This is a genomic window from Chitinophaga sp. sic0106 (assembly GCF_019219075.1).
Lineage (GTDB): Bacteria > Bacteroidota > Bacteroidia > Chitinophagales > Chitinophagaceae > Chitinophaga.
In genome coordinates, this window is the sequence record NZ_JAHUWJ010000004.1 from 149,052 (window position 1) to 175,525 (window position 26,474).

At 47.7% G+C, this 26,474-nt stretch carries 24 protein-coding genes; 10 read left to right on the forward strand and 14 right to left on the reverse strand.

Annotated features, from left to right (window positions below):
• Positions 1 to 2 precede the first annotated feature (2 nt).
• On the forward strand, positions 3 to 1,631 hold the full coding sequence (locus KW844_RS07795; protein ID WP_218376153.1) for a hypothetical protein: 1,629 nt from the start codon (positions 3 to 5) through the stop codon (positions 1,629 to 1,631).
• A 3-nt stretch (positions 1,632 to 1,634) separates the two neighbouring features.
• On the opposite strand, the gene nfi is transcribed toward KW844_RS07795, so the two are convergent.
• The 3 genes from nfi to KW844_RS07810 are packed head-to-tail and all read right to left on the reverse strand — an operon-like array spanning position 1,635 to position 4,293.
• Positions 1,635 to 2,330, reverse strand: a complete 696-nt coding sequence (gene nfi / locus KW844_RS07800) for a deoxyribonuclease V (RefSeq protein WP_218376154.1) — start codon at positions 2,328 to 2,330, stop codon at positions 1,635 to 1,637.
• 15 nt (positions 2,331 to 2,345) lie between these two features.
• The gene (locus KW844_RS07805) at positions 2,346 to 3,545 is read right to left on the reverse strand and encodes a DUF763 domain-containing protein (protein WP_218376155.1); all 1,200 of its coding nucleotides are present in this window, start codon (positions 3,543 to 3,545) and stop codon (positions 2,346 to 2,348) included.
• Between the two features lies 1 nt (position 3,546).
• On the reverse strand, positions 3,547 to 4,293 hold the full coding sequence (locus KW844_RS07810; RefSeq protein ID WP_218376156.1) for an MgtC/SapB family protein: 747 nt from the start codon (positions 4,291 to 4,293) through the stop codon (positions 3,547 to 3,549).
• Between the two features lie 323 nt (positions 4,294 to 4,616).
• Between KW844_RS07810 and KW844_RS07815 the strand changes: the two genes are divergently transcribed.
• Entirely contained in the window at positions 4,617 to 6,395 is a 1,779-nt protein-coding gene (locus KW844_RS07815) for an ABC transporter ATP-binding protein (protein ID WP_218376157.1), read from the forward strand.
• 112 nt (positions 6,396 to 6,507) lie between these two features.
• Here KW844_RS07815 and KW844_RS07820 read toward each other — a convergent pair whose 3' ends face one another.
• Positions 6,508 to 6,981: an acyl-CoA thioesterase gene (locus KW844_RS07820; RefSeq protein ID WP_255578278.1), complete on the reverse strand. Its 474-nt coding sequence runs from the start codon at positions 6,979 to 6,981 to the stop codon at positions 6,508 to 6,510.
• Between the two features lie 30 nt (positions 6,982 to 7,011).
• Positions 7,012 to 9,498 carry an outer membrane beta-barrel family protein gene (locus KW844_RS07825; RefSeq protein WP_218376158.1) on the reverse strand — a complete coding sequence of 829 codons (2,487 nt, stop codon included), beginning with the start codon at positions 9,496 to 9,498 and terminating at the stop codon, positions 7,012 to 7,014.
• Positions 9,499 to 9,914: 416 nt separating this feature from the next.
• Here KW844_RS07825 and KW844_RS07830 point away from each other — a divergent pair, with 416 nt between their 5' ends.
• A complete protein-coding gene (locus KW844_RS07830; RefSeq protein ID WP_218376159.1) occupies positions 9,915 to 10,676 on the forward strand; it encodes a DUF695 domain-containing protein in 762 nt (253 codons plus the stop codon).
• 50 nt (positions 10,677 to 10,726) lie between these two features.
• Here the strand turns inward: KW844_RS07830 and KW844_RS07835 are convergent, their stop codons facing one another.
• Positions 10,727 to 10,888, reverse strand: a complete 162-nt coding sequence (locus KW844_RS07835; protein WP_073080264.1) for a DUF1328 domain-containing protein — start codon at positions 10,886 to 10,888, stop codon at positions 10,727 to 10,729.
• Positions 10,889 to 11,060: 172 nt separating this feature from the next.
• Here KW844_RS07835 and KW844_RS07840 point away from each other — a divergent pair, with 172 nt between their 5' ends.
• Together KW844_RS07840 and KW844_RS07845 are read left to right on the forward strand one after the other, a co-directional pair.
• Positions 11,061 to 12,995, forward strand: a complete 1,935-nt coding sequence (locus KW844_RS07840; RefSeq protein ID WP_218376160.1) for a hypothetical protein — start codon at positions 11,061 to 11,063, stop codon at positions 12,993 to 12,995.
• A gap of 29 nt (positions 12,996 to 13,024) precedes the next feature.
• Positions 13,025 to 14,107: a nitronate monooxygenase family protein gene (locus tag KW844_RS07845; RefSeq protein ID WP_218376161.1), complete on the forward strand. Its 1,083-nt coding sequence runs from the start codon at positions 13,025 to 13,027 to the stop codon at positions 14,105 to 14,107.
• Between the two features lie 53 nt (positions 14,108 to 14,160).
• Here the strand turns inward: KW844_RS07845 and KW844_RS07850 are convergent, their stop codons facing one another.
• From KW844_RS07850 to KW844_RS07865, 4 genes are read right to left on the reverse strand one after another with little or no spacing between them, the layout of a single operon-like run.
• Entirely contained in the window at positions 14,161 to 14,709 is a 549-nt protein-coding gene (locus tag KW844_RS07850) for a putative glycolipid-binding domain-containing protein (RefSeq protein ID WP_218376162.1), read from the reverse strand.
• A gap of 1 nt (position 14,710) precedes the next feature.
• Entirely contained in the window at positions 14,711 to 17,005 is a 2,295-nt protein-coding gene (locus KW844_RS07855) for an FdhF/YdeP family oxidoreductase (RefSeq protein ID WP_218376163.1), read from the reverse strand.
• A 21-nt stretch (positions 17,006 to 17,026) separates the two neighbouring features.
• The gene (fdhD, locus tag KW844_RS07860; protein ID WP_218376164.1) at positions 17,027 to 17,851 is read right to left on the reverse strand and encodes a formate dehydrogenase accessory sulfurtransferase FdhD; all 825 of its coding nucleotides are present in this window, start codon (positions 17,849 to 17,851) and stop codon (positions 17,027 to 17,029) included.
• Between the two features lie 35 nt (positions 17,852 to 17,886).
• Positions 17,887 to 18,897 carry an NADP-dependent oxidoreductase gene (locus KW844_RS07865; RefSeq protein ID WP_218376165.1) on the reverse strand — a complete coding sequence of 337 codons (1,011 nt, stop codon included), beginning with the start codon at positions 18,895 to 18,897 and terminating at the stop codon, positions 17,887 to 17,889.
• 117 nt (positions 18,898 to 19,014) lie between these two features.
• On the opposite strand from KW844_RS07865, the gene KW844_RS07870 reads away from it, so the two are divergent.
• A complete protein-coding gene (locus tag KW844_RS07870) occupies positions 19,015 to 19,881 on the forward strand; it encodes a neutral zinc metallopeptidase (RefSeq protein ID WP_218376166.1) in 867 nt (288 codons plus the stop codon).
• Here the strand turns inward: KW844_RS07870 and pncB are convergent.
• Positions 19,878 to 21,056 carry a nicotinate phosphoribosyltransferase gene (pncB, locus tag KW844_RS07875; protein ID WP_218376167.1) on the reverse strand — a complete coding sequence of 393 codons (1,179 nt, stop codon included), beginning with the start codon at positions 21,054 to 21,056 and terminating at the stop codon, positions 19,878 to 19,880. The genes KW844_RS07870 and pncB overlap by 4 nt on opposite strands.
• Before the next feature lie 21 nt (positions 21,057 to 21,077).
• Complete coding sequence (locus KW844_RS07880) at positions 21,078 to 21,911, reverse strand: ion transporter (protein ID WP_218376168.1); 834 nt, start codon at positions 21,909 to 21,911, stop codon at positions 21,078 to 21,080.
• A 128-nt stretch (positions 21,912 to 22,039) separates the two neighbouring features.
• On the opposite strand from KW844_RS07880, the gene KW844_RS07885 reads away from it, so the two are divergent.
• The 4 genes from KW844_RS07885 to KW844_RS07900 are packed head-to-tail and all read left to right on the forward strand — an operon-like array spanning position 22,040 to position 24,665.
• On the forward strand, positions 22,040 to 22,495 hold the full coding sequence (locus tag KW844_RS07885) for a MarR family winged helix-turn-helix transcriptional regulator (protein WP_218376169.1): 456 nt from the start codon (positions 22,040 to 22,042) through the stop codon (positions 22,493 to 22,495).
• A gap of 60 nt (positions 22,496 to 22,555) precedes the next feature.
• Positions 22,556 to 22,999, forward strand: a complete 444-nt coding sequence (locus tag KW844_RS07890) for a DinB family protein (protein WP_218376170.1) — start codon at positions 22,556 to 22,558, stop codon at positions 22,997 to 22,999.
• A gap of 4 nt (positions 23,000 to 23,003) precedes the next feature.
• The gene (locus KW844_RS07895) at positions 23,004 to 23,993 is read left to right on the forward strand and encodes an MBL fold metallo-hydrolase (RefSeq protein ID WP_370626487.1); all 990 of its coding nucleotides are present in this window, start codon (positions 23,004 to 23,006) and stop codon (positions 23,991 to 23,993) included.
• Positions 23,994 to 23,999: 6 nt separating this feature from the next.
• Positions 24,000 to 24,665 carry a phosphatase PAP2 family protein gene (locus KW844_RS07900; protein ID WP_218376172.1) on the forward strand — a complete coding sequence of 222 codons (666 nt, stop codon included), beginning with the start codon at positions 24,000 to 24,002 and terminating at the stop codon, positions 24,663 to 24,665.
• A 7-nt stretch (positions 24,666 to 24,672) separates the two neighbouring features.
• On the opposite strand, the gene KW844_RS07905 is transcribed toward KW844_RS07900, so the two are convergent.
• Both KW844_RS07905 and KW844_RS07910 read right to left on the reverse strand, forming a co-directional pair.
• Positions 24,673 to 25,200, reverse strand: coding sequence for a hypothetical protein (locus KW844_RS07905; RefSeq protein WP_218376173.1), 528 nt, complete (start codon positions 25,198 to 25,200; stop codon positions 24,673 to 24,675).
• 410 nt (positions 25,201 to 25,610) lie between these two features.
• A complete protein-coding gene (locus KW844_RS07910; RefSeq protein ID WP_255578281.1) occupies positions 25,611 to 26,468 on the reverse strand; it encodes a phosphatase PAP2 family protein in 858 nt (285 codons plus the stop codon).
• Positions 26,469 to 26,474 lie beyond the last annotated feature (6 nt).

Below are 26,474 nucleotides of genomic sequence, written 5' to 3' on the forward strand. Positions count from 1 at the left end.
AGATGAAATATATCAGCAAACTGCTGCTACTATTCCCTATCCTGTGCTATGCCTTCACCTCCTCTGCCCAAAATCCGGTGGTAAACCTCAGCACTGAATTTGAAGTGCCCGGCGACGGCTGGGATAAATTGCTGCAGCTCAAAAACGGTAACACATGTTACCTCCACTTTGGCAGAAACGCCGGGCTGGAAGTACGCATGTACAACAATAAAAGAGAACAGATCAGCGGTGACACCCTGCAAACAGCACTGTGGAACAGCCGCGACCTCGAAAATACCGAAATAGACGCCATCTACCAGATCAACGGACAGCCGGTTATTTTCTTGCAGCAGCTGGTAAATGATACACCGCGGGTATTCCGGCTCGTACTGAACGAAAACAATGGGAAACTGGTGCAGGAGCTACAGCTGGGAGAACTGCCATCTGTAAAGCTGAAAACGGCATATGCGCAGAATAACGTAGCCTCTCACGATTGCTTCATCGAAAAAGATCAGCGCTCCGACTACTACGCAGTAGCGTTTTTCTCCGGCCATGAAATTCTGCCGGGCGAAAATGTAAAACGGCGCATTATCGTTCAGCACTATTCGCCGAAGCATGAACTGGTCAATACCGGCTATTTCTATATGCAGGATTCCACCTTTGCCTATTTCAGTTATATCCATATGGCCGTTGAGGACAGCCGGGACGTATACATCGCCAGTACCGGCTTTAACACGAAAAGGAAAGGCGGGGAGTCATGGTCTAAAGTGCTACTGAGCCGGCTAACCCCGGATTCCACTGCCTTCTCCCATAACGTAATCGCCTATACGCACAATTATTGCGATGTTAGCGGATTGGTGAAAACGGTGCCAGCCTATAAAGAAGTAAGACTGTTATTGTTTGTGCCATCCGAGCGTAAAGGCGGTAATAGCGGAACCCTCATGAACATATTCACAGAAGAAGGTAAACTGCGCAAACACCCGGTACTGAGCTATCCGGAGCTGAGCCGCAACGTAGAAAATAACCTGAACTATAAAGACAGATATGAAGGTGTGCCGCAAAACTGGACCATGAACAACGATGGCACCAGTACCATCATGCTGGAAAACCTCAGTTACTTTAAGCAGGGTAACAACCAGCTCGCCAATATGCACTCCAACATGGGCGACGCCGGCGTGGCCGACCTGGATACACTCGGCAAGGAAGATGCGACCTGGTCGCTTTCCAAATACCAGGTCATCACCGGTACCTGTCAGCCTTTTTTTCAGCAACGCCGCAGTAAAAGCGAATGGAGCTTCCGCAATAAAATTGCAGCACTGAACCTTAATACTTATGTATCCTACGACTTCCTTAACTTCCCGGATGTAACATTCATGCTGTTTAATGACTACCTGCAATACCTGGATACAGGCGGTAGCGACAAAGTGAAAAAACCGCTGAAGTTCGCTGAAGACGCCAATTTCGTATGTTACCGCTATTACAATAAAAAGATTGAACGTATGTACCTGTTCGGTATGCCGGAGGTAACGAAACGTTACGCCTGTATGCTGGGGGCATCAGACTATAATGCAGGCAGCCGCACTTATGCCACCATCCTGCTGAAGCGGGAAGGTACAGTAAAGAAAGCGGCCATTGCCTGGATCGGGTTTTGATCCTTATAACCGGTGGAATCCTGCATGCAATGCGCCAAGCCTGAACTGGTTCACGAAATTATGGGTAAGTCTTGTAGGCTCCGGCAGCCGGTATTTCGTGACACATTGTTCCACGATTTGCCGGCTGTCGTGGATATCCGTTAGATGCCCGGGGGACACAAATACCGGTTTCACGTTCTTTTTAGTACGTAACACACTGCCTATCGGCTGCGATTGTTTATCATATAAAACACTCCAGGAACCTGCCTCCACAGCTGGCTCTTCAAATATTCCATATAGCTTTTTCTTGGCACAACCCAGCGTAGGCCGGTTGATCAGCACGCCAAAGTGCGATGCTATGCCCATCCTCCGGGGATGCGCAATGCCATGGCCATCCAGTATCACCACATCCGGCTTTAGCTCCAGCTGCTCCCAGGCATCCAGCAGGGCAGGTACCTCGCGGAAAGCCAGGTAGCCAGGCACATATGGAAAATGCACTTCCTTACGGATAAGGCTATACGCTACCGGTTGCAGGTCCGGGAAACTAAGCACGGTAATGCCTGCATACACATGAGTACTAAATTTATCAAAGGAGATGTCAGTGCCAGCCACATAATTAATTTTCCCGGTAAAAGGGGAGAGGACAATCTTGTCCTTCATGTCCTTTTGCAGCTGTGTGGCCTGTGGGACGGTGAGTGTATTGTAATCGATCGTAATCAAGGTGGTTTAACAGGATTAAAACAATGACAACTGATCACCTTCCTGCGGTGGCCTGGCATTGCCAAATACGGTGCGGCCGCCATGGCGCCAGGAGTTGCTTCGCTCTTCTTCGATCAGCTTATCAAAGTTAGTGTTTGGAATAAAGTCTTTTTCAATAGATGCCGCCATTTGGGACAGCTTATTAATCGCATCCTTTTTTTCAGAGGCGCCAATCTTTGCTTTGTACAGCGCATCCTTTAAAGTGGAAATGGTTTCATCGTAAATTTTAAGGGGTACGGGAAAAGGATGTCCGTCCTTACCGCCATGGGCAAACGAAAAGCGCGCGGGATCTTCGAAGCGCGACGGAGTGCCGTGGATCACCTCACTCACGAGGGTGAGCGACTGTAACGTTCTCGGACCTACGCCTTCCAGCATCAGTAATGATTCAAAGTCGGCCGGTTTGGTATCGTAAGCCAATGCCAGCACGCTACCCAGCCGTTTCAGGTTTACATTTTCTGCACGCAGTTCATGGTGATTCGGCATTACCAGGTTGCGGATTTCAGGCAGCAGGTGCACGGGCTTTTCTTTCACCAGCTCCAAAATGCCTGATTTAGTATCAGCAGCAGCTATATCGGTAAGATTTAAAATTAAACCTTGGTTCTGGCCATAGATGTAGGTATGCGGCGCTTCGGTGAACGATTGAAAAGCGCTGGAATGCCAGTGATAGCGCCGCGCCATTCCGGAAGCATCGTTCATACCTTGTTGCACTACAGTCCAGTCGCCATCGGTCGACAGCAGGAAAGAATGTAAGTATAGCTGAAACCCATCCTGGATAGCAGTGTTATCAACTTTCGCCGTTAGCTTGCTGCTATAAATCAGCTGATCCCCGGGCAGCCCCGTTTTGTCCGCAATCAGCGCCAGTTCATTCGGTGTTTGCTTGCTGTGTTTTCCTTTGCCGCCACAAATGTAAATGCCCAGTTCGGCAGCACGTGGGTTCAGTGCTTTTTTCAATGCTCCCATTACGCTGGTAGTAATGCCGGACGAATGCCAGTCCATACCCAGCACGCAACCAAGTGCCTGGAACCAGCAGGGATCACTCATGCGGCGCAGGAATTCGGCCCGGCCATAATCCATAATAATGGCCTCTGTGATAGCACCTCCCAACAGGCTCATTCGCTGCGCGAGCCATGGTGGCACGTGTCCGTAATGAAGTGGTAAATCTGCATAAGAAGGCATATCAGAATGGATTGGTTTGTATTTGATATTCGTGTATATCGCGGCTCTCATGCAGGTACATATCCAGTGCCTCCATTTTCTCACGTCTGCCGTGAATGGCATAGTTCACTTCTGTTTTACTTTCTTTTCTAACAATCATCATGCGCTTATACTTAAGTTTCATGGAGTCAAGTAACTGCTCCAGCTGTACGTAGGAAAACTCCTGTTCATTTAGCTGGATGCAATATACCCGCTTGTCGTTGATACGGGCAATGTACATTTCCATATATTCCAGTGCGATCAAAACCAGCATCGCACCTGCCAGGGAAAAGATGGCGAGCCAGTACTGGCTCATACCTATAGCCATCCCGATGGCGGCCGCTATCCATATACTGGCGGCAGTGGTGATACCGTCGATGGCAAATTCTCCCTTAAAAATAACACCGGCACCAATAAACCCGACACCCGTCAGAATGTTGGAGGCCACACGATCGGCGCTGTTGGGGTATCCCAGTTCGGCCGACAAAATGGTAAATACCGCACTGCTCATGCAAATGAGCGTCATGGTGCGCATGCCGGCAGCTTTACGTTTGAATTCCCGCTCCAGGCCAATGGCTGCGCCCATCAGGAGCGATATTACAATCTTCAGGAGATAGTCTTCTCTTATAGTTTCAATAATTCCTTCCATCGAGAGATTCATGGTTACAAATTTAAGGCTAAATCTTGCGCCAAGTCCTGAATAGTGAAAGGCGCCAACGTCGCCTTTCACTATTCAGGTTTTATCACTTGCCGCGGGCAAGTGATAAAACCTGAATAAATGTTTAATAAAAATTATGATTTTATTAAACATTTTACGGCAGAATGCGTTAATAATGGAATACTATTTGAATATATTTTATCCATAAAACCCGTAATATGAAATTATTCCTGTATAAATTATTCATGGCGGCAAGTCTGGCTGCAATATTCAGCCTGATTGCATATTCCTGCACAATCGGAAATTAAGCCCGGATACCATGCTTTTGTGAACCCGAATGCAATATCTTTGTTAGGCAATCGTCTATAATTAGAACGAAACAATAGCACTGATACATGCAAAATGACACGAATACCCCGGCGCAAGCTAAGCCAGCGCTGAAAATGGCATCCCTCAAGAAATCTTTCCGCCTGTTCCGTTATGTAAAGCCTTATTGGCCACAGTTTGGACTTGGTCTGATTTTCCTCCTTATTTCCAGTCTCGCAGGACTGGCCTTTCCTAAATTGTTAGGGCAACTGGTATCGCCCGACAGTAAAGACACCATGTTTCATGGTTTTAATCAGGCTGCGCTCGTTTTAGTGGCGGTACTGATAGGTCAATCCGTATTTTCCTTCTTCCGCATTGTACTGTTTGTGAATGTGACCGAGAAAACGCTCGCCACATTGAGGCAAACCGTCTACAGTCACCTCATCAAGCTGCCCATGAAATTTTTCCTGGAGCGCAGGGTTGGCGAGCTTAGCAGCAGAATTTCTGCGGATATTTCTTCGCTGCAGGAAACTTTTACGACCACGCTGGCCGAATTTATCCGGCAGGTTATTATTATTGTTGGTGGTGTAATCATCCTGGTGGTAACCGCGCCCAAGTTAACAGTATTTATGCTGGCTATATTGCCGCTGATGATGCTGTTGGCGGTGTTCTTCGGGAAATTTATCCGTAAGTTTTCCAAGCAGGTACAGGAGCAGGTAGCTGCCTCTAATACGGTGGTGGAAGAAACGCTGGCAGGAGTCCTGAACGTAAAAGCATTTGCCAACGAATTTTTTGAAATAGAGCGATATAAAACACGCACCAATGAAGCCGCGCGTATCGGTATCAAAGGCGGTAAATACAGGGGGGCGTTTTCCTCCTTTATTATCCTCGGTATATTCGGTGCGCTGGTGGCTGTCATCTGGCGGGGTGTATCCCTTGGGATGCCGCCGGCAGAATTACTCACGTTTGTGCTGTATTCTGTATTCATAGGTGGTTCTGTAGCAGGTTTGGCAGAAGTATATACCAACCTCCAGAAAAGTATCGGGGCCACTGAGCATCTCCTCGAAATCCTCGATGAGCCAACGGAGGAACTGACGCCAGTGGCGGCCATCCTGCCGGAAAACCAGCTGGACGGTGCTATCAGCTTCCGGAATGTATCTTTTCATTACCCATCACGGCCCGACCTTAAAATCATGGATGACGTCAGCTTTGATGTATCGCCGGATCAGAAGGTGGCATTGGTAGGCCCGAGTGGCGCCGGTAAAAGCACTATAGTATCGCTGCTGTTACGTTTATACGATCCTGTGAGTGGAGAAATCGATTTCGATGGCCGCCCGGGGAAAAGCATTCCGTTATCAGAATTGCGCTCCCAAATGGCGGTAGTGCCACAGGATGTATTCCTGTTTGGCGGCACCATCCGGGAAAATATTGCTTATGGCAGGCCAGGTGCTACAGACGCTGAACTGGAAGAAGCAGCACGCAAAGCAAATGCATGGGAATTTATTCAGCGTTTCCCACAGGGTATGGATACCATTGTAGGGGAGCGAGGCATTCAGCTCTCCGGCGGGCAGCGCCAGCGTATCGCCATCGCCAGGGCGGTGCTGAAGAATCCGCGTATCCTCATCCTGGACGAGGCCACCTCAGCGTTGGACTCCGAATCTGAAAAGCTGGTGCAGGATGCCCTGGATAAACTGATGGAAGGACGTACGTCTATTGTGATTGCGCACCGTCTCGCCACTGTTCGTGAATCTGATAAAATTATTGTGCTGGATAAAGGACGTATCGTAGAAGCGGGTACACACTGGGAGCTCATAGAAGTGGAAGGTGGGTTGTACAAATCGCTTAGCGATATGCAGTTTAGCAGCTAACTTATATTTCATTTCCCATAAACAGCAAAAGCGCCATTGGCGCTTTTGCTGTTTATGGGATTGTCCTCTGCCGAAGGCGTAGGGGCAATCCTCGTTAAAAACTAAAATATAATTACATATACGGTTTCATTTCCGCATCAATATCCTTTCTCAGATCCATCAGTTTCTTTGCGTAGCTCTCCATACTGATTTCTCCCGCGGTCCTCGGAATCCATTTAGGCACCTTCACCGTTTTACCTTCATCATCCACTGCGGCAAACACCATTACACAGTGCGTGGTTTTGGCTTTCGTTTGCTGGCGCGGATTTCCGGCAAATACGTCGATGGAAATATGCATACTGGTATTGCCGGTATAAATAATATTGGCCGTGATTTCTACCAGGTCGCCGATCTGGATCGGCTTAAAAAAACGAATGCCGCCCACGTAAACGGTGACAGCATATTGTCCGCTCCAGTTAGCGGCACAGGTATAACCCGCCTGGTCTATCCATTTCATAACGGAGCCCCCGTGTACCTTTCCACCGAAATTTACATCTGAGGGCTCTGCTAAGAATCTAAGGGTAATAGTGTGATAAATGGAATCCATAATGATCAATTATGGCGCCCAAATTACGAATTAAAAGTTATCTCCTCCACCCATTTCTCCGCCATTGTTTTCCTGTTTGTTGTTTTTGCGTTTAAACAGGTGGGCGTCCATTTTACCGAATCTCCAGGTGGCATTGAGGCGCAGCTCACGCGCCAGGCGTTTACGGTAGTTCTCCTGCTCAGAGAAAGAAGTGGTAGTATAGCTCAGATTCCTGTTGGAATTGAAGATATCGTTGATGCCAAGAGAAATCGACAGCGCCTTATTTTTCAGCAGGTCTTTCTTCACAGCCGCGTCGATGGACCAGTTAGGCATGCGCTCACCCTGTGGCAGGATTTGTTTGGATTCGTATTCACCATTTACCTGGAAAGTCAGGTTCCATGGCAGTTTGGTGTTACTGTTGATTTTACCGAACCAGGTAAAGCCCTGATTGGAGATGGTTGCATTATCCTGGCTCGCGTTGATTTTTGTTTGTGCGAGGTTGGCATTGGCGGTGATATCCCAGGTTTTTGTTACCTGTGTTCTCAGAGTAAACTCAGCACCGTAGGAGTTGCGGGAGCTGGCATTGATCGGGTACGACAACAGCACACGCTGATCCTGTCCATTCAGGGTGAGTACGGTGTCTTTATAGAAATCGGTGATTGCATTCTCCGTGTTACGGTAATAAACTGACACGAGCACGTTCACTTTGCGATCAAAGTCTTTCAGATAAGATAATTCAAATGAATTGGTGAACTCAGGACTCAGGCCTGGGTTACCTGTGCTGGCGCTCTGGCCATTGTAATCAATGGTAGGCAGCAGGTCGCGGAACCATGGACGGCGAATACGACGGCTATAGTTCAGCTGCAGTTCATGATCGCCTTTCAGTTTCTGGGAAAGGAACAAGCTCGGAAACAGGCTGATAGGGTAGTCTACATTGTAAGAGCGGTATTCACCAAAAAAAGATTCTCCTTTGTAGAAAGATTGTTCCGCCCTTAAGCCCAGCTGGTAGCCGAAGTTATCGAAACCGCCCGTGTAGGTAGCATAGGCAGCATTGATCTGCTCGGAATATTTATAGTCGCTGGACAGGGAAGAATCCACCAGGTAATCCGTATTTGGATAATCCAATCCCATTACCGTAGTGTAGTTGCTAAACTTACGGGTATTGGAACGGATACCAGCTTCGATTTTTGATTTTTCTGAGAGTGGATTTACATAATCCACCTGACCAGTGATATAGGTAGTTTTACCACCACCGCTGCCATAGCGCTTTTGCGGGATAGGATCGTAGATGTTTTCTCCTTTAAGGTCAAAATATTGGAGAGAAAAATCGGAAGAGTTATCGCCGGTGTTGGTGCTATAGGTGACATCAGCGGTCAGCTCGTGGCCTTCCTTTGCGAAGGTGTGCTTGTAGCCGAGTTGGGTATTATAGCTCTTAAAGCCATTTTTAGTATTGTTGATACCGGTGCCGTAGCGTACCAGTTGCTGTTTTTCATCGAATTCGTTCACCGTTTGGTCATTGTAGTTATTGAAATTACCGGTGGTGATGTTTTCAGAAATGCTGAGGGTGTTTCTGTTGTCGATAAACCAATCGAACCCGATACGGCCGGTTTGGAAGCGGCGATAGAAGTCGCCATCCTGTAATTGTTCCGTAAAAGTGGTGGTATCCTGTCCGATATTTTTTCTATACAAACGGCTGTTGAAAGGGGATACCCTGTTACGGAAATTATAGTTTACAAAGAAGTTGAATTTCTCCTGGCGCATGTTGAAGTCCACGCCACCATTGGTACTGCCGAGTGTGGAACCACCGGCAGAGAGTTGTCCGTTGATGCCGGCTTTTTTATTTTTCTTTAATACGATGTTGAGGATGCCGCTCATACCTTCCGCATCATATTTGGCGGAGGGGTTGGTCACCACTTCAATTTTTTCGATGGCATCTGCCGGGATCTGGTCCAGTGTGAGGGTAGAGGGGCGGCCATCGATGAAGATGGTAGGAGCGCCGTTACGCACGGTCACGTTACCGTCGATGTCCACGTTTACAGAGGGTACCTGCTTGAGCACATCGGTGGCGGTTCCGCCTATGCTGGATAAGTTTTTATCGACATTAAACACGCGTTTATCAATCGCCATGGAGAAGGCAGGTTTTTCACCAACCACATTCACAACGTTGAGTGTTTTTGAATTGGAGGCAAGTTTGATATTGCCGATATCCACGGTGGATGTTTTAGCCGTTAGTGTAGCGGGCTTATATACCGTTTCATATCCGATAAAATTGATTCTGAGAATATATTTTCCTAATGGTAAAGTTTCGAAGTTGAAATCACCGTTTGGCTTGGATAACATGCCGGTGAGTACGGCAGAATCAGGCTTGAGAACGGCTACCGAAGCGTATTCTACAGGTTTTCCTGATTGTGCATCAATTAATTTTCCATACAACGATCCGGTTTGGTCGCCACCGGCCTTTCCTCCCGCATGCTGGGCAAATAACGTGTTCTGAAACAGTAAGATCCAACCTGTTACCAGCAATAAAGTTTTTCTCATAATATCAAATACTAGCGTACAACAATTAACAGTGGCTAAATTAATTGTAAACTCTGTAGAAAATCGGTTTTTTAGGATGAGTGGTGCACGCAAGCCGCTGCAAGCAAGGTTCTGGAAGGTTGTATTGGCTGTAATTCTTTGTGGTAGCACTTTTTCGGCATGTTTGCTGATGAGGTCGGAAGTGTTAATTAGTGTTAAGTCGCTCCAGCACACGTTTTACATCTCTACAAATAAATAAAAAAAACAATATAAATTCCTGGATTTCGTGCTGCCACTACCGTTGGTATGACCTGTAAAAAAAACGAAAAAAAATTATGTGGATAAAAAAGCGTGCAGAAAAGGGTTTTAACTTTTCTGTGGTAACGGCAAGCTCCGTATCTTTACAGCCAGCTGTTGCGTTATTTTAATTTTTTTATATGCATAAGGATTACCGACCGGACTGGGATATTTACACGTGCCATATTGAAGAAAGTCCAGCAGTAATAGGCCTTGACCTTGATCTGAGACGATTTGCGCCATTGAAGGATAAGCCGAATGCCATATATATAACAGTTTATCTGAACCACCCACGCGAAGATGGATTTCCGCACAATGATGAATTTGCTGTCATGGGCGAAATAGAGGATAGATTGGTAGAGGAGCTGCAATCCAAACTGGACGCACACTTTGTTGGACGTACTTTTTCCAACGGTGTCAGGGATTTTTACTTTTATACGGGCAGTACACTGCTGCACGATAAATATATAGCGGATGCAATGATCAGCTTCCCGCAGTACCGTTATGACTACGGTATCAAGGAAGACAATAACTGGGAACTGTATTTCGATTACCTTTTTCCGGACGTTTATGAATTCCAGCGTATACAAAACCGGAAAGTTTTACGCATGCTCCGCAAACATGGGGATGTGTCAGAAAAAGAACGTCCGATTGAACATTGGATACACTTTAAGTCTGAAGAAGATAAAAATCTTTACTGGCAACACATCCAGGAAATAGGGTTTACACTCTTACATGATATTAAGGTAGACGAAAACCCGGAGTATCCATACCGCCTCTGTATTATGAGGCCCGACAAAGCCACCGAACCGGTGATAGACCGGGTGGTAATGACCCTTTGGGAAGTAGCCCAACAAGTCAATGCAGAATACGACGGCTGGGAAACCAGCATCATGAAATAACCAGAGATTGCTTCAGCGCCGCAAGGTACTGAAGCAATCTTTTTTCAGGCCTATTTTCTAAATACTCCCGCCAGCAACGACACAACAAACATTATCAGGAATATAAAGAACAGGATCTTAGCGATGCCTGTGGCGCTTGCCGCAATCCCACCAAACCCGAAGATCGCCGCAATAATCGCAATTATCAGAAAAATTACAGCCCAACGTAGCATATACTTTTAGTTTAAAAGGTGATCAATAAAATATATTACTGCATTTATACTTCTGGTCTGAAACTTTCAATTATCATTCCCGTTAAAGTAAAATAGCAGGTGCTGTTCCTAAACCGCTTTTTTTTGTTATAATTGTTTACAGGGAGATATATTGAGGTTTTTATTAAAAATATTGTACTTAATAACTGTTACCTGCCTGCTGTTGGTACAGCCGGCAACTTCCCGTACCCATGCTATGGCCGACCAGCTGCCGGTTTTGGGTGATACAGTAGTACCACACCTGATGCGCCCCCCAGTTGGCGACACCACCTCCCGCACACATAACGGGATATTTAAAAAATTGTTTGAGTACCGCGATTCAATGCGCAATAAGGCCTTCCGCGACTCCTTTATCCGCCGCATTACCCGGCAGAATGAGCCGGAACCCCTGCCGCAAAACGATAGCGTGATCGTGAAAAGTGAGGCATATTTTACACCCTTTGCAGGCAAAGTGATCCGAAATATCCACTACCGCAGGGTAAAGGTATTTGGTCCCAGCAACATCAACGATACTACCTTCACCACTTCCATGAAGCTACTCAAAATTGCCAACCGTCTCCATTACGATTCCAAGCAATGGATGATACGGCAAAACCTTTTCTTCCGGGAAGATGACCGGCTGGAACCTTTTGAGATGGCAGATAATGAACGTTACCTGCGTAACCGCCCGTTTATCCAGGATGCCCGTATTTACGTGATTCCGGGTGAACCTATGTCTGACTCCATCGATATAGAAGTGGTGACCAAAGATGTATTTGAATACGGCGCCGACGTATCACAGGTCAGCGCCAACAACGTGGCCGCAAAAGTCTACAACAATAACCTGCTGGGTGCCGGCCAGGGCCTGCAGGTGGGCTTTAGCTGGCGCAATGACTATAACCCCACCTGGAATTCGGAAGTGCGCTACACCAAATCCAATATAGGCGGGAGCTTTATCGATATGGCCGTGGGCTACAGCACCCTCAATAATACCAATCAACTGGATTCTAACGTATACGAGGGTACGTATTATGTTACCTTCAACCGGCCCCTGTACCGCAACTCCGCCAAGTTCGTAGGCGGGCTTACCCTGGCCAGCAACTACTCCATCAATATCTGGAACCGCGATGATACGCTGTACCGCGATTATCGATATACCGTTATCGATGGCTGGGTAGGATATAACTTTATCAATAACTATGATCATAATGGCCGCAGCGGCAACGGAAAGCCCAATGTGGCCATACTGGCAAGGCACTATAATCTCAACTTTCAGCGAAAGCCGGACCAACTGCAGTATAAAGAAGACCCGGTGTACAACAACCACCGCTATTACCTCCTGGAGTTGCAGGCCTACCGCCTGGATTACTTCAAAGCCCATCACTTTTTCGGCTTCGGACGTACGGAGGATATCCCGCTGGGCTTTAATGTAAATGTATCCGGAGGCTGGGAAACCTGGCGCGACAGGCGACGGCTTTACACTGGCACCTCCTGGCAAAAGTTCTGGCTTACCCGCCACCAGGGACTCTTTAATACCACCGTGGAATTAGGCACCTTCTGGTCCAGGAGCGCAACAGAAGATGCGGTGATTCATGGAAGAATAGAATATTACAGCCGGTTGGTGACCCTTGGTAAATTCAGATTCCGTCAGTTTATTACCACCGACTACCTCAATAGTCCGAATCCATATTTCTATAAACCGCTTAACATTAACATGGAATACGGTATATGGGGGTATCGGAGTACTACGCTCAACGGCTACCAGCGCCTGAACTTTAGTTCCGAAACCGTGTATTACAGTCCGCTGAAAATACTGGGTTTCAAATTTAACTTCTTCAGCTCTTTGCAAACAACAATGCTGTCATACAAGAGCAAAGACCTGTTTAATAACCCCCTGTTCTGGGGCATAGGTGGTGGTATGCGCATCAGGAATGAAAACCTTTCACTTAATACCCTCAAGCTGGCGGCCTACTATTTCCCGAATGCGCCGGAGCCGGTAAAATCGTTCCGGATTGAGGTTACCACTGTGGTTGATTTCCGCTTTGATATTTCTGCGTTAAGGGCACCTTCTTTCATTAGTTTCCATTAATTTTAAGCATACAAACTAATACGGAAACGATGCATTGGAAAAATAACCTCACCGCGCTATTAGGCATACAATACCCGATTATTCAGGCACCCATGTTAGGGATTACTACTCCGGAAATGGTGGCAGCCGTGAGTAATGCGGGAGGACTGGGATCTCTGCCCATTGGCAATATGGACGCTGCTGCTGCCCGGGCAGCCATTCAGCAAACGAAATCACTCACGGCCCAACCGTTTGCCGTAAATATTTTTGCTTACGATATTCCTATTTCCCCGGAGCAAACCGCCTTTGATGCCATGCAATCGCTGTTGCAATCCACCTACAGCCGCAGTGGGCTGGGAGTACCGGAAGTAGATCTTAAAACACTGCAACTTAATTCTTATAAAGACCTCCTGCCCGTACTCGCGGAAGAAAATGTTGGTATTGTCAGCTTTACCTTCGGTATTCCTGATGATGCAGGACTAGCAATTATTCAGCAGAGCGGCGCTAAAATGATGGGTACGGCTACTTCCATCGAAGAAGCAGTGTACCTGGAGCAGAAAGGTATGCATGTAATTGTGGCGCAGAGCGCAGAAGCGGGTGGTCACCGCGGTACCTTCCTAAACAATGGTTTACCGCAGATAGGCGCAATGGCGCTCATTCCGCAGATAGCTGATCGTGTAGGGGTGCCCGTTATAGCTGCCGGCGCAGTCATGGATGGACGTAGCCTGGTGGCCTCACTGATGCTGGGCGCCTCCGGCGTGCAGCCAGGCAGTGCATTTTTATTGACGAACGAAAGTCTGGCCTCCGGGGCGCATAAAGCAGCTATAGCAGCTTCCACCGATACCAGTACCCGGCTCACCCGGGCATTTACCGGCCGCTGGGCGCGTGGTCTTTATAATACGCTGATCTCTGCTGTAGAAGAAGGGGAAACGCCCGTATTGCCGTATCCCTACCAGGATGCATTGACCCAGCCGGCGCGTAAGGCCTCCAAAGCGCAGGATAATCCTTCCTTTGTGGCGATGTGGGCAGGGCAGGCAGCAGGACTGGCAAAAGGAAAAATTGGTTCGGCAGAGGTGGTAAAGGCATTGATAGCAGGAGCAGAGGAGTTGCTGCCGTCACTGAAAGCGGATTAACTTTATCGAATTCCAAAAAGTAATGGGACCTATCGGGTCCCATTACTTTTATATCAATATCTTCTTTGCAAATACCCCGGATAATCATTCATGATCCCATACTCATCAAACGACAACTTCGCACTAAATCCAGAATCCAGGTTTTCGTATAACCAGTAATTATCCCGTATCATGGTATACCGCTGCCTTACTTTTTGCAATTCAAATTCTGGTAGGAGAATGTAAATCACATTTATATCCGCATGCTGGCCCGGCTGCAGATGCAGCCTTTTTATTGGTAAACTGTTGGTAAACGGCGTTAAGGAAATATCAATATCGTGGCAGTCGTCGAATGCGGTGATCTGATTTCCTTCCCGGTCGTACCATTGGCCAAGCAGGTTGCTGGTCACTTTCAGCTCCCTGGCATCCGGCCCGTAGGAGCGCAGGTAAAAAGAATCCGTTTTCCAGTCATTAGTAAGTTCCACTTCATAATGAATAGAAAAAGGTAACTCTCGGATAACACCGGTAATGCTGCCTTGTGCCAGCTGATACAGGCCTTTATCCTCAAGTGTGAAATATTCAGTGGAAGTCCAGCGGACGCCCTGCCACACAACAGGTTTCATACTATCGTTTAATCGTTGACGGTTTAATACTGATAACGACAAGTTTTGACGTTGGCGTATTACTTTTATCGGCTACACTGTTCACTGGAACGAGCACATTTGTTTCCGGAAAGTACGTGGCCGTACACGATTCCGGTATATCATAAGCAATAACAATAAATCCCTGCGCTACGCGTTCGATGCCTTCAAAAGTATTAAACAAATCTACAACATCTCCTGCTTTTATACCAATGGAATTAATATCTTTTTCATTCATAAGTATCACCCTCCGCTCGTGGTAGATGCCCCGGTAGCGGTCGTCCAGCCCGTAGATAGTAGTGTTGAACTGGTCATGACTACGAATGGTCATCATCATCACCTCGCCCGGTTGCAGGGGAGTAGTAACGGTATCGGCTACGTTGAAATTAGCTTTGCCGTTATCCGTATTAAACTGTCCTATCCTGGAGCCATTGGGCAGGTAGAAGCCGCCGGGATGGCGTACCCGCTCATTATACTTGTTAAATCCGGGAATGACCTTTTCGATATCATTTCGGATATAATCATAGTGGGAGGCGTAGTGCTGCCATGGGGTATTGGATTTACCGCCAAACAACGCCTGCGCCAGTTCACAAATGATCACGGGCTCACTTCTCAGGTCATCAGATACCGGGTGCAAATTGCCTTTGGACATCTGGATCACGCCCATGGAGTTTTCACAGGTCACAAACTGATGCTCGCCGTTAATAATATCCCTGTCGCTACGACCGAGGGTAGGGAGTATAATTGCTTCCTGGCCATGTACAATATGACTTCTGTTTAGTTTGGTAGATACATGAACCGTCAGTTCGCAATTGCGAAGGGCACGGGCAGTGTATTCGGTATCCGGAGTGGCAGAAAGGAAATTCCCTCCCATGGCTATAAAGACTTTCGCGGCTTTGCGGTGCATCGCATGGATGGCGTGTACCACATCGTATCCATGTTTTTCCGGCGGCTGAAAGCCGTATACTTCCCTGATGTTTTTCAAGAGGATGGCGGGTGGTTGTTCGAAGATGCCCATGGTTCTGTCGCCCTGCACATTACTGTGGCCGCGTACAGGGCAGGTGCCGGCGCCAGGCTTGCCTATACTGCCTTTGAGCAATAACAGGTTCACCACTTCGCGGATAGTGTCAACAGCATTTTTATGCTGGGTGAGTCCCATCGCCCAGCAGGCAATAATTTTGTTTTTATGTAGCAAGGCCTGTGCTGCCTCGCGGATTTTTTCCGCAGCTACGCCAGATTCGGCAACCAGCTGATCAAAGTTTTGTGTACGCAGGTGCGTGAGATATTCGTTTACGCCGGCAGTTTTTTCAGCAATGAATGACTGATCAAACACGCTGCCGGGTTGTTTATCTTCTTCTTCCAGCAGCAACAGGGTGATGGCTTTTAGCAATGCCATGTCGCCATTGATTTTTACTTGCAGGAAGATGTCGGTCAGGTGTGTTTCAATATTTACAATGCCCTTGAACGTTTGCGGATTGTTGAATCCCAGCAGTCCGGTTTCTGGCAGAGGATTTACCGCAATGATTTTAGCCCCGTTTATTTTAGCCTTTTGCAGGGCAGTAAGCATGCGGGGATGGTTGGTGCCTGGGTTTTGACCAAGGATAATGATCACTTCTGCTTCATAAAAATCTTCCAGTTTAACGGAGCCTTTGCCAATGCCTACCGCTTCTCCCAGGGCTACACCGCTGGACTCATGGCACATGTTGGAGCAGTCGGGCAGGTTGTTGGTGCCATATTCTCTTACCAGCAACTGGTAGAGAAAAGCGGCTTCGTTGCTGGTACGGCCGCTGGTGTAAAACACCGCTTCGTCCGGAGAGGCCAGGCTGCGTAGTTTTCCGGCAATCCGCTCATAGGCATTTGCCCATGATATAGGTCGATAATGGGTGTCGCCGGGAGCGAGGTACATGGGTTGGGCCACTCTTCCTTTTTTCCCGATTTCATAATCGGTCAGGTTACCCAGATCGGCTATGCTGTTAGCGGCAAAGAATTCGGCGGTCAGTTTTTTGGTGGTCGCTTCTTCTGCCACGGCTTTGGCGCCGTTTTCGCAGTATTCAGCAATAGGGGAGCGTTCGTCGTCCGGGTCGGGCCAGGCGCAGCCCGGGCAGTCGAAGCCTTTTTTCTGGTTTAATTTCAACAGTGCCTGTATGCCTCTGAAAGCATTCATTTCTTCCAGGATATGCTTCATGCTGGATAGTACAGCGGGGATACCTGCTGCTACTGTTTTGGGTTTGCTGAGTTTTAACCCGGTGAAAATAACCGGGTTCTGATCTCCCTGCATGCTCGAAAAATTATGTTATGACTAAATCTCCACCCGGTGTGCACCGGAATAAATATTAAAACGTTGTTCTCTTAAAAATCCGATCAGTGTGATATTCCACTGTTCTGCCATTCGTACTGCCATGCTGGATGGAGCACCTACGGCGGCCACCACCGGAATACCGGCCATGGCTGCTTTCTGAATCAATTCAAATCCTGCGCGGCCACTGAGGAGTAGGAGGTGCTGGTCCAGGGGAAACATGGCTTCCCGCATGGCTGTTCCTATTACTTTGTCTACCGCATTGTGGCGGCCAATATCTTCCTGTAATATGATCAGCTCTCCATCGTTATCAAACAGCGCTGCTGCATGAATTCCACCGGTGCTTTCAAACAGCGACTGCTGTACCCGCAGGGTTTCCGGCAGCCGGAAAATAGTTTCCGCGGTAGTAGCTAATTGTGCATTACTAACGCCGGCGCCTGTATGAATATTGGAAATGTCTGTTTTTCCGCACATGCCACATGCCGCGGTGGCCGTGAAGTTTCGCTGGCTATTGCCCAACTGCGGCGTTACATTCTCCCGAAGGGTAACAGTGATAATACTTCCCTCTTTGGTAGTAACCATTTTGGTATGCGCTATGGCATCGTAAGCGTTGATTACTCCTTCAGAAAACAGGAAGCCTGCAGCCAGGTCTTCATCGTTGCCAGGTGTGCGCATGGTAACGGAAACCTGCTGCTGGCGGCGGTTATGGGTGGGGCCTGAAATAATACGTATCTCCAGCGGTTCTTCCGTTGCAAGCACATCATCGGAGTCCAGCATGCCGCTGTTGAGCACTTTTTTAACGCGGGTATGTACTACTGGTTTTGTCATGCTTAAAAATAGGGAATCCCACTGCAATTTCCGGTCTAAACTTTTACAATCAGCTTACCCTGGTTTTTACCTGCAAACAGGGCCAGGAAAGCTTCTGGTAATTTATCAAATCCCTCCATGGTGGTTTCCGTGTATTTTAATTTGCCTTGCTTTACCCATTCTACCAATGCTTTAAAGCCCTCCCCAAAACGGGAGGAAAAATTTCCGATGGTAAAGCCTTGCATTAATAAACTTCGTGTAATCATGATGGGCTGCACACGAGGGCCTACAGGCACTTCTGTGCTGTTGTACAAGGCGATCTGCCCGCAGAGCGGTATACGGCCAAAAGTATTCATGTTGGCCATTACGCCATCTGATATCTCCCCACCTACATTATCAAAATAGATATCCACCCCATTAGGGCAGGCGGCAGCAACGCTGGCCTTCATGTCCTGGTTACCTTTGTAGTCGATGGCGGCATCAAAGTTGAAAACATCCGTAAGTAGTTTTACTTTTTCAGCACCGCCGGCAATGCCCACTACACGGCATCCATGGATTTTCCCGATCTGGCCCACCACGATACCCACTGCACCTGCTGCTCCTGAAATCACGAGCGTTTCACCAGCTTTGGGTTTGCCAATATCCAGCAAGCCAAAATAGGCGGTGAGTCCGGGCATACCTAAGATACCCAGGTAATAGCTCGGCGGCACACTGTTATCTATTTTCTTTAGATGTGAAGCGCTGTAAATACTCGCTGTAGCCCATGGCAGCAGCGGGCGGGAAGAGGTAAGCATGACCAGATCGCCGGGTTGAAAATTTGGGTCCCTGCTTTCCGCTACGGTGGCTACACCGCCGCTTTCTATTGGCTGGCCTACTTCAAACGGAGGGATGTAAGATTTGGTGTCATTCATCCTCCCGCGCATATAGGGATCTACGGAATAGTAGACGGGCTTTATCAGCACTTCTCCCTGCTGTAGTTCCGGTAAGTCAACAGTAACGGTTTTAAAGGTTTTACTATCGGGTAGTCCCTTTGGCCTGGCTGCAAATATGATCTGTTCAGCTTTCATGCGATTGGTTTTAGATGCCATGTTTTGGTGTACTTCTAATTTACTACTTTTTGTATGTTTATAGCCATACAAATTGTAATTTCGGGTTACAGAAACTTCTAAAACCCTACTACAACTATGCGTTTAGACGATGAACAAATGAGCGACAATGTCGAGAAACAAACCGGCGGCGGCATGCGTAAAGGCGTGATTGGCGGCGGTGTTGGCGCTATATTCATTCTTATTGTAGCATTATTCCTGAAACAGGACCCACAAACGGTGATGCAGGCCGTGCAACAGGTACAAGGCCCTGCTGAGGAAGGCACCACTGAACAGCTGACAACCGCCAACAGTAGTGCGATAGAACAGTTTTCATCTAAGGTGCTGCACAGCACGGAGTCGGTTTGGACTGACCAGTTTGCGAAGCTGGGTATGACGTATGAAGAACCTAAAATGCGCCTGTTCACCGATGCCACCGTATCTGCCTGCGGAGCGGCTGAATCAGCCATGGGCCCCTTTTACTGCCCGGCAGATAAAAAGGTATACCTGGATGTTACTTTCTTTAATGAGCTTGAACAGCGTTTCCGTGTACAGGGCGATTTTGCCAAGGCTTATGTCATTGCACACGAAGTGGGGCACCACGTACAAAACCTGCTGGGGATTAGCCGTAAGGTACAATCCATGCGTAGTCAGCTGAGCGAAAAAGAATACAATAAGCTATCCGTGATGCTGGAGTTACAGGCTGATTTCCTCGCCGGCCTCTGGGCTAACCATGCCGATAAAATGAGGAGCATCCTCGAAGCGGGAGATATAGAATCAGGCTTGTCTGCCGCCAGCGCAGTGGGAGATGATAAATTACAACAGGCCGGCACCGGTCATGTGGTACCGGATGCATTTACACACGGTACCTCTGCACAGCGTATGGCCTGGTTTAAAAAAGGTTATGAAACCGGTGACCTCAGCCAGGGTGATACCGGTATCGGCCTGGGACGCGCCTCCAACTAATTAATACCGAGTATGGTTTTGGCCAGGGCAATGGTTTGTTCATCCCCGGTGTACTTACCACTCACATCCGATAATTTAACTACCGGCGCCCATCTCGGAGCATCTTCGGGATGGGCTTCGTACATTTTAATCACGATGTTCAGGGCTTTCAGGCCTACATCATTGGTGAAATCAGTTCCGATCCCAAACGACATACCTATCCTGTTTCTGCAATAGTCGGCTATCACTGCTACTTTCTCATAGTCCAGCCCGTCGGAAAATATAATGGTTTTGCTGAGCGGGTCTACATTCTTACTAATATAATGTGCAATGGTTTTATCCGCAAACACTAGCGGATCACCGCTATCATGGCGGACCCCATCAAACAATTTTGCAAATTTTTTATCGAACTGCTCAAAGAAAACATCGGTGGTATAGGTGTCTGATAAGGCGATGCCGAGGTCGCCCCGGTATACCTGCACCCATTGTTCCAGGCCCAGCATATTGGCCATTTTAAATCCATATTTGGCTGCGTGAAACATAAACCATTCATGTGCGTGTGTGCCTACAGGTTTCACACCATTGCGCATAGCCAGGTGTACGTTGCTGGTGCCAATGAAAGTGCCTTCGCCATATTTGCGAAGTGTTTGCACTACCAGCTTATGTACGGCCAGTGAATGCCGGCGGCGGGTACCAAATTCTGCAATGGTGATGTGAAGTTTTTTATAGTTTTCGATCTTCTCTTTCGTAATACGGATGACTTCATCATCCGGAAGGCGTTGCTGCCCGGTTTGTTCATAATAAAGCTCGCAGATGAGCGACATCAGCGGCACTTCCCAGAGGATGGTACGGTACCAGTAGCCATCCACGATGACCTCCAGGTCTTCTCCATGCTGTGAAATATGCACTTCATCCGGATTGTAGCGGTAGCCCTGGAGAAAATCGAGGTAGGTAGGGTCCAGGTAAGGACAGGTGACGGCGAGGTAACCTTTTTCTTCTTTGGTCAGGTGCAGGTCCTGCATGGCGTCCACGGCTTGTCGCAGTACTTTGTCAAAGCCTGGCGGAAAGGCGTGATGGCCGCGATTAATAAACTTATACCTGGCGCGTGCCTTTGGAAATAGTTTGACCACGCAATGCTGCATGGTGAACTTATAAAAGTCATTGTCCAGTATAGACGTCAGTTTCCCTGTATTCATGCATCAATTTTATAGTTATTATCAGAGGTGTGTGCCACAGTATTTGCAAAACAGGGCATCTTCATCATCAATTTTCATATGGCAGCCGGGGCATTCCCGTGCATTCAGGTCGTCTGCGGCACGGCGCATGCGGGTCATTTCAGCTGTTACAATGCCTGTCGGAACGGCAATGATGGCGTATCCCATAATCATGATCACCGCTGAAAAGGCCTGGCCAACGGGCGTTATGGGGGCAATGTCTCCATAACCAACAGTAGTTAAAGTAACTACTGCCCAGTATATACTGACCGGGATGCTGGTGAAACCGGAGTTGTGGCTGGATTCAATAACATACATGATGGAGCCCAGCACGACGGTGAGCAGCATGATGAAGAAAAAGAAGACCGCTATTTTGCGGCGACTCCGTTGCAATGCCAGCATAAGTTGCCGGCCTTCATGCAGGAAGGGTACCAGCTTGAAAATCCGGAAAATCCGCAGTAGTCGCAGTATCCGGATGGTGATCAGGAAGTGCCCGCCACCCAGCAAAAACTCCACATAGCTGGGGATGACGCATAGCAAATCGATGATGCCGTAGAAACTGGTGATATACCTTTTCGGTTTGGGTGTACACCATACACGTAACAGGTATTCCACTGTAAAGAGAATAGTAAACAACCATTCCAGGCAATTAAAGAGGCTGCTATATGCTACCTGGATCGGTTGAACACTTTCCATCATCACAACAGCTACGCTGGCAAGAATGAGGATCAGCAGGCATATGTCAAATATTTTTCCTGCAGGCGTATCCGATAAAAAGATAGTCCTGTATAGCTGCTTTCGTAGTGCCGATCTGTGTTTATGCGTTTCGTTAGTCATCCTCCTGAATTCTGTTTTGTCAAACAATTAGGTACTCGTATATGTTTAAATTGTGTTGTTATCAGATTTAGCAGTGATTCTTTTAGTAATTTAGTTAACCGAAATACTTGATTAAACCCAATGAACCAATGAGTGAACCTGAAATAGCGGATATACTGCGCTCTGCAGTCAGCCGTAATATTACACGCGCGCATACTGCTTACCGACTCAGACTACTGGCTGTATTTATGGAGAAAGGCGTGGACCTTACCCCGGATATGTATTTTATCCTGCGTCACCTGTGGGGAGAGCAGGATGGTTGCCGGCAGCAGGAGCTGGCCGACAAAACCGACAAAGATAAGGCCAGTTTGACCAAGCTGGTGGATAACCTCGAAAAACGGGGCCTGGTGCGCCGTTCCATGGATGGTAAGGACAGGCGCAGCAAACGTGTATGGCTTACCCCTGATGGTAAAAACCTCAAAGAAATCGTATATCCGCTGGCGTTACAAGTAGTAGCCACCGCTGAAAATGGTGTAGAAAAAGAAGAAATTTTACGTGTAAAGGAAACCCTTGACGTGCTGGTGAAAAACCTTAAAAGAGGCTGACGGAATCGCTCCAATTAATAATTGGTAATATTCGTACTTTGCGGATAATTACTACAGATCATGCTTAATAATATCCTACCTGCTTTATTTGAAGCAGAAATAAATAAACTCGAAGAGGAAATCAGGTTATACAAATCCGATGAGGAAGTGTGGAAAGTGCTGCCTGGTACGTCCAACTCCGGTGGTACCTTATGTCTGCACCTTTGCGGTAACCTGCGTCATTTTATAGGGGTGGGTTTTGGTAACACCGGCTATGTGCGCGACCGGCCCTTTGAGTTCAGCGCCCGTGATCTGACGCGGGAAGTGCTGCTGGAGGCCATTGCCGACACCCGTACTATGCTTGCAAAGGTATTACCCACGCTGGACCCTGCGCAAATGGACACCGATTTCAAGGACAACCCGATGCAGGTACCTATGACCTATGGTGCTTTTGTAGTGCACCTCTATGGGCATATGCGTTATCATCTCGGACAAATCAATTATCACAGACGAATCAGCAGTTAATATCGTGGCACTCCAATCTCATATAGAAGGAAAGAAATACCAGAACCCGGTTCCCACGTCCATGGCTATTGCTAATATGCCGGCGCTCATGTGGAAGTACCTTACGTATAAGGGTAAGCGTAGTCCGCTGATGCCATTGGGGCCATTCCATGTAACGCCCGCTGCGTTGTTGCCGGCGGCTTCGCAGGAGCTGCAGTTGACATGGCTCGGGCATTCCAGCTACATCCTGGAGCTGGATGGCAAACGGTTGATTATTGACCCGGTATTTGCCAGCAGAGCGTCCCCGTTTTCATTTATGGGGCCTAAGCGATTTTTTGCGTCCCCGGTCCTGCCAGCTGAACTGCCGCCTATTGATGTGGTGTTGTTATCGCATGACCACTACGATCACCTGGACAGGCACATGATGCATTTCCTCAGCAAAAAAGTAAAGCAGTTCGTGTGTCCGAAAGGGGTAGAGCGACACTTACTCCGCTGGGGTATTCCGGCTGCCAATATAGCAGTGCTGGACTGGTCGGAAAGCTTCCAGATCAGTGATACGCTGCGTTTAACGGCCACGCCTGCACGCCATTTCTCCGGCCGCTGGTTCCAAAGAAATGAAACGCTGTGGTCGTCGTATGTATTAGAGGGGAGAGATAAGAAGGTATTCATTGGCGGGGATTCCGGTTATTTCGATGGTTTTGCCGAGATCGGCGCCACTTATGGGCCGTTCGACCTGACCATTTTGGAAATCGGGGCTTATGACGTCAACTGGCCGGATATTCATATGGGACCTGAGAAAGCCACCCAGGCGCATCTGGCGCTTAAAGGAAACGTAATGCTGCCGGTGCACTGGGGCACTTTCAACCTGGCATTTCACGACTGGGATGAGCCGGCAGAAAAGATTGTACAATTGGCGGAAGAGAAAAATATCACCCTTTGGATGCCGGCACCTGGCGAAACAGGGCTGTTGCCGGAACATAATAAAATCAGCTATTGGTGGCGTGCATATAAATAAAGAGGCATGAAAAAATTAGCGAAGGTTTATAAAGGTCTGCAATTATATCTCTGGTGTTACCTGCCTTTTTTCGCAGGACTGATGCTGGTAAAGCTTTTGTTTAGCAGAGACGATATTTATTTCTTCATCAATGGGCTGCATACCCCGTTTGGCGACTGGTTTTTCCCGCTGGTCACACATCTGGGGAGTGTAGCCGCCGCCGTTGTGTTTACTGTGCTGGTGTTTTTCTTCAGCAAGCGGGAGGGTTTTATACTGGCCGGCGCCTATTGTTTTACGGCGCTGGTAAATTTCATGCTCAAGTTTTGGGTGGCTTTTCCGAGGCCGCACCGTTACTTTTCCCGGAAGATAGCGGAAGCTATTAATGATCCACGGCTCCATGGCATTTATTATGTACCGGGGGTGGATGTATTGGATAATTTCCGGAGTTTCCCTTCCGGACATACGGTATGTGCATTTACTGCTGCTACCGTTCTTGCCTATTTTACGAAAAGAAAAGCCTGGTCGCTGCTATACCTGGCGATAGCGATCCTGGTGGGTTATTCCAGGATGTATATGAGCCAGCATTTTTTCGAAGATGTGGCCATAGGCTCTCTGGTAGGGATCGTGTTAACCATTGCCTGGCTTGCCTTAACGGATGGCAAAGGCTTTGACGCCAATACAGTGAAAGTATAAAAAGGGGTCAGTAAACCTGACCCCTGCTAACCCGTGTATCATTAGGAATGATATGTTTGTCGTTGTACTTTTTCATGGCTTCTGTATACATTTCAGCCGGGGTGGGGTACTTTCTTTGTTTAGGCTGATACCATTTCGGTACTTCTGTATAACGTGCCCAAATGATTTCGTAGCCGATAAAAATTTTGTACCTGCCTTCCTGCACATCATCGGCGTGACCCAGTCTTCTTTCTTCACCGGGAGCGAGATTCGTAATTAAACGTATATCCTGGGAGGTGCCCATATCTGTCTTAATCACCTGTTTTACGGCAACTGTCATCCAGCGGTGGGAGGAGTTGTTACGGATACTTCTGAGATAGCGCGACACATTAAATAAATGGTTCGAGGTGCCTACTATCCGGGCATCGGCAATGGCGTCTTCGCCGGGGCAGGGAGTACTGTGCAGTTCAGATAATTTGAATTTTCGCAGTACCTGAATGCGATAGAGCAGGTACATGGAAATACAGGCCAACAGAAAAATAAAGGGTCCGTACATAGTTATCCTGATTGAAAAGTTCCTGATTTTCAGGTTATCAAAAAAAGAGATATTACCATCAAAATGAAATTATGTTTATTTTTTAGCGCATTCCTTTATTAGATGTTAACGAAACAGGAAATATCGGCAGGGAGATTTGAAATTCTCTAATTAACCAACGGTTTACAAAATTATCGGGATATAAAATTGAAATTTGCCGATGCTAATTAGAAAATGGTGTTCATTACCATGGTGTTATCTTTAGGGTAGTAAAACAGATAGGTGCAGATTGGACAACCCCACCAAAAACAGAGGAACCTATTAATAGTAAATTATTAAGCGCATGGCCCGATGTGAGATTGCTCACAATCCTAGCAGCAGGCTATGCTTCGTTTGAAGCAATCCCCACTATGCCACTTTGAGTAAGATTTTTAGAAGCTTGTAACGGATAAGCTGATCCCCGCAGTTTTCCATTGTGCATTGTAATACGGCAGCATGACTACATTCTTGTGTTCGGGAAACAGTTTACGTTGTATAACCGGGTAAATCCAGTAGGCGGCTTTGGTACTTAGGATACCAAACCCGGCGCCGGCCACCACATCGCTGAGCCAGTGGCGGTTGTTATACATGCGCATGGCGCCTGTAGCGGTAGCCACGGCATAGCCTGCCACGCCTATCCAGGGCGATACATCTTTATATTCCTGTCGCAGAAACTCCGCCGAAGCAAAGGCATTGGCCGTATGGCCGCTGGGAAAGCTGTAGTCATTACTTCCATCCGGGCGCATTTCATTGGTCTGTGCTTTCACAAATCCTACCGTACTGGCGTTAATGATAGCCGCCAGTCCGAGGATGATTGTACGGTCGCGCAGGTTATGCTTCCCTTTTACGCCTGCTGCATTGAGTACATACACCGCTACAGCAGGGGAGTATTGCATGAAATTATCCACGCCGGTACTGAAATTGGGACTATGCTCCCGGATTTCCGTTTTGGTGCTGTGATTAAGATCCCGCAGCGTAGTGCTATGCAGGGCCGCAAAGCCGTAGCCGATCATGGCTGCCGGAATAATTACGCCAGCTGCACTGCATACAAAGGATTTTTGTTTGTTTTCCTTTACTGCAGTCAGGTTCAGGGGAGATATTGGTGTAATGTCGGGAATAGTATCAGTGGTGATCAGGGATATGCCACTACGTGCTGTCGTATCTGGTACCAATTGTAGGTCGGTTTGTTGTGCTGACAAGCTATTCCAACGCACCATGGCTAGTGTAGCCATCAAAATCATTTTCTTCATGCAACG

Coding starts and splice junctions, on each gene's coding strand:
- KW844_RS07805 (WP_218376155.1), bottom strand. CDS start 3,545: ATGCCTTCTTATGCAGATTTACCACTTCATTACGGACACGTGCCACCA.
- KW844_RS07855 (WP_218376163.1), bottom strand. CDS start 17,005: ATGCAGGGAGATCAGAACCCGGTTATTTTCACCGGGTTAAAACTCAGC.
- KW844_RS07830 (WP_218376159.1), top strand. CDS start 9,915: ATGCATAAGGATTACCGACCGGACTGGGATATTTACACGTGCCATATT.
- KW844_RS07910 (WP_255578281.1), bottom strand. CDS start 26,468: ATGAAGAAAATGATTTTGATGGCTACACTAGCCATGGTGCGTTGGAAT.
- KW844_RS07900 (WP_218376172.1), top strand. CDS start 24,000: ATGAAAAAATTAGCGAAGGTTTATAAAGGTCTGCAATTATATCTCTGG.
- KW844_RS07865 (WP_218376165.1), bottom strand. CDS start 18,897: ATGAAAGCTGAACAGATCATATTTGCAGCCAGGCCAAAGGGACTACCC.
- pncB (WP_218376167.1), bottom strand. CDS start 21,056: ATGAATACAGGGAAACTGACGTCTATACTGGACAATGACTTTTATAAG.
- KW844_RS07905 (WP_218376173.1), bottom strand. CDS start 25,200: ATGTACGGACCCTTTATTTTTCTGTTGGCCTGTATTTCCATGTACCTG.
- KW844_RS07795 (WP_218376153.1), top strand. CDS start 3: ATGAAATATATCAGCAAACTGCTGCTACTATTCCCTATCCTGTGCTAT.
- KW844_RS07815 (WP_218376157.1), top strand. CDS start 4,617: ATGCAAAATGACACGAATACCCCGGCGCAAGCTAAGCCAGCGCTGAAA.
- KW844_RS07845 (WP_218376161.1), top strand. CDS start 13,025: ATGCATTGGAAAAATAACCTCACCGCGCTATTAGGCATACAATACCCG.
- KW844_RS07870 (WP_218376166.1), top strand. CDS start 19,015: ATGCGTTTAGACGATGAACAAATGAGCGACAATGTCGAGAAACAAACC.
- KW844_RS07825 (WP_218376158.1), bottom strand. CDS start 9,498: ATGAGAAAAACTTTATTGCTGGTAACAGGTTGGATCTTACTGTTTCAG.
- KW844_RS07820 (WP_255578278.1), bottom strand. CDS start 6,981: ATGGATTCCATTTATCACACTATTACCCTTAGATTCTTAGCAGAGCCC.
- KW844_RS07850 (WP_218376162.1), bottom strand. CDS start 14,709: ATGAAACCTGTTGTGTGGCAGGGCGTCCGCTGGACTTCCACTGAATAT.
- fdhD (WP_218376164.1), bottom strand. CDS start 17,851: ATGACAAAACCAGTAGTACATACCCGCGTTAAAAAAGTGCTCAACAGC.
- KW844_RS07890 (WP_218376170.1), top strand. CDS start 22,556: ATGCTTAATAATATCCTACCTGCTTTATTTGAAGCAGAAATAAATAAA.
- KW844_RS07880 (WP_218376168.1), bottom strand. CDS start 21,911: ATGACTAACGAAACGCATAAACACAGATCGGCACTACGAAAGCAGCTA.
- KW844_RS07885 (WP_218376169.1), top strand. CDS start 22,040: ATGAGTGAACCTGAAATAGCGGATATACTGCGCTCTGCAGTCAGCCGT.
- KW844_RS07835 (WP_073080264.1), bottom strand. CDS start 10,888: ATGCTACGTTGGGCTGTAATTTTTCTGATAATTGCGATTATTGCGGCG.